Annotated in this window: 2 protein-coding genes and 1 pseudogene; all 3 read left to right on the top strand. The window is 40.8% G+C overall.

From position 1 onward, the window contains the following. Positions 1-80 precede the first annotated feature (80 nt). The 3 genes and pseudogenes from BN358_RS03100 (at position 81) to BN358_RS03090 (ending at position 2,336) form a co-directional block, all read left to right on the top strand. Positions 81-1,298 carry a DUF346 domain-containing protein gene (locus BN358_RS03100; protein WP_019227870.1) on the top strand — a complete coding sequence of 406 codons (1,218 nt, stop codon included), beginning with the start codon at positions 81-83 and terminating at the stop codon, positions 1,296-1,298. A gap of 151 nt (positions 1,299-1,449) precedes the next feature. Next, positions 1,450-1,962: a DUF2680 domain-containing protein gene (locus tag BN358_RS03095; RefSeq protein WP_019227869.1), complete on the top strand. Its 513-nt coding sequence runs from the start codon at positions 1,450-1,452 to the stop codon at positions 1,960-1,962. A gap of 116 nt (positions 1,963-2,078) precedes the next feature. Beyond that, positions 2,079-2,336 (top strand): annotated as a pseudogene (locus BN358_RS03090) (TfoX/Sxy family protein). The last annotated feature ends 19 nt before the right edge of the window (positions 2,337-2,355 follow it).

Here is a 2,355-nt window from a genome sequence, read left to right as displayed (position 1 = left end):
TTACATAATTTCTCTGTAACAGTAACAAGTGCCGGAAATCACAATAAAATAGTATAAGTAGTATTTAAGGAGGATATAAAATGTTTAATGAACCATATGGAGTTCAAGCACCAATAAATAATAATCCAGATTACTTATTTGCTCAGCGGGAAAGAAACGTTCAGGATATCATGCAAAATATTCGTTCACAGCATGACGGCCTTTATTATGAACTTGAGCAGGAAGGTCTAAACAGAAATATAACTGATATGCTGTTTTATCTTGCTGTAAATTATGTTATGAGCCAACAGTTAGGAGATATGTCTGCAAATCAAGTGTATTCAAGATTTCAAAATCAAATTCCATGGTATGGATTAATGGTAAGACAATTTAATATACCTCGCAACAGGCTGGACCGTATTCTAATAAGGCTTATTGAAATTGTTCTGGAACTTATAAGAGACGGTGGAGGTATGCCAGGACCTGGACCTGGACCTGGTCCTGGCCAGGGATGGTCTGGATGGGAGGATCTGGGCGGTGTGCTTTCAACATCTCCTTCAGTTTCATCATGGCAGCCTAATAGATTGGATGTTTTTGTGGGAGGTTCTGACAATGCCATGTACCACAAATGGTGGGACGGCAGAAGCTGGAGCATATGGGAAAACCTTGGAGGTATTCTTACTTCTGCACCTGCAGCAGTATCATGGGGCCCTAACAGAATAGACGTATTTGTACGTGGAACAGACAACGCCATGTATCACAAATGGTGGGATGGAGCAAGATGGAACGACTGGGAAAATCTCGGCGGAGTTTTGACATCAGCACCAGCTGCAGCATCCTGGCAGCCCAACAGGCTGGATGTATTTGTAAGAGGAACTGACAATGCTCTTTACCACAAGTGGTGGGACGGGGTAAGGTGGAATGACTGGGAAAGCCTTGGAGGAAATCTCAACTCTTCTCCTGCAGCAGTATCGTGGGGTCCAAACCGTATTGATGTGTTTGCAAGAGGAATGAGAAACGATCTTATTCACAAATGGTGGGACGGCAGAAGCTGGAGCGGCTGGGAAAGCCTTGGAGGAACACTGACATCAGGGCCGGCAGTTTCATCACGCAGGCCAAATCATCTGGATGTGTTTGCACGAGGGAGAAACAATAATCTGATTATGAGAACATGGAATGGAACAAGGTGGGAAGACTGGCAGAACATCGGAGGTAATCTTGACTCAGAACCTGCAGCAGTATCGTGGGGACCTAACAGAACCGACGTGTTTGCACGAGGAATGAACAAAAGCCTAATCCACATCTGGCAGGGGCGATAATATACAAAGAACATCCTGAATTCAGGATGTTCTTTTAAATGTAACTAAATACCATAAAAATAAAATATAAAAGACATATTTTTGCCATAGTACTGCTTTATATTAATACCATAGAAACAAATACAAAATCAAATATTGGGAGGTCAATAAAATGACAAATTTAAAAAAATTAGCAGTACTCGGAGCAGTGGTAATGGCAATAGGAACAACAACAGTAACGGCTTTTGCCGCAGCAAATTTTGCTACACCTGCTGAGTTAGCTGCAGCAGTAACAGGAAACACAGTTGAGGAAGTAACTGAAGAAAAATTACAAAGCGGAAAAACATATGGAGAAATTGCAAAAGACTATGATTCATTGGAAGAATTTCAATCAGCAATGCTTGAAAACAAAATTGCAATTCTTCAGGAAAGAGTTGAGGCAGGGACTATGACACAGGAAGAGGCAGATGCCATAATCAAAGCCATTGAGGAAAATCAGGCAGTTTGTGATGGAACAGGCCAGGCAAGAGTTGGACAGCAGTTTGGTGCCGGATTTGGCGGAATGATGGGTAACGGAAACGCTCAAGGCAGAGGATTAGGAAACGGTCTTGGAAGAGGCCAGGGCGGGAACATGGCAGGAAATGGTTTTGGACTTAGAAATGGATCCTGCTTAGTACAAGAATAATTTACTTAAACCTTGCAGTGAATGGCTGCAAGGTTTTTTTATGTGAATATTTTGTGAGGCTTGCTTTATGGACTGCATAATAGTAAGATGGAAATAAATGTGTTGAGGAGGATGAAATGGGGGAATTGTCAAATTTAATAAACATTGGTAAGACAGTTGAGGAACAACTTAATCAGATTGGAATTATAACGTACGAGCAGTTGAAAGAAACAGGAAGCAAAGAAGCTTGGCTTAAAATAAAAGCAATAGATGCTTCTGCATGAATAAACAGACTTTATGCACTGGAAGGTGCTGTTCAGAACATCAAAAAAACACAGCTTTCACCAGAAAAAAAAGAAGAGCTGAAAGAGTTTTATAATTTTTATAAAAATTGACTTATTGTTTTATGACGAT

It is taken from the genome of Sedimentibacter sp. B4, from assembly GCF_000309315.1.
GTDB lineage: Bacteria > Bacillota > Clostridia > Tissierellales > Sedimentibacteraceae > Sedimentibacter > Sedimentibacter saalensis.
Note: the sequence above shows the minus strand (reverse complement) of the source record. Positions and strands in the feature narration are given on the sequence as shown.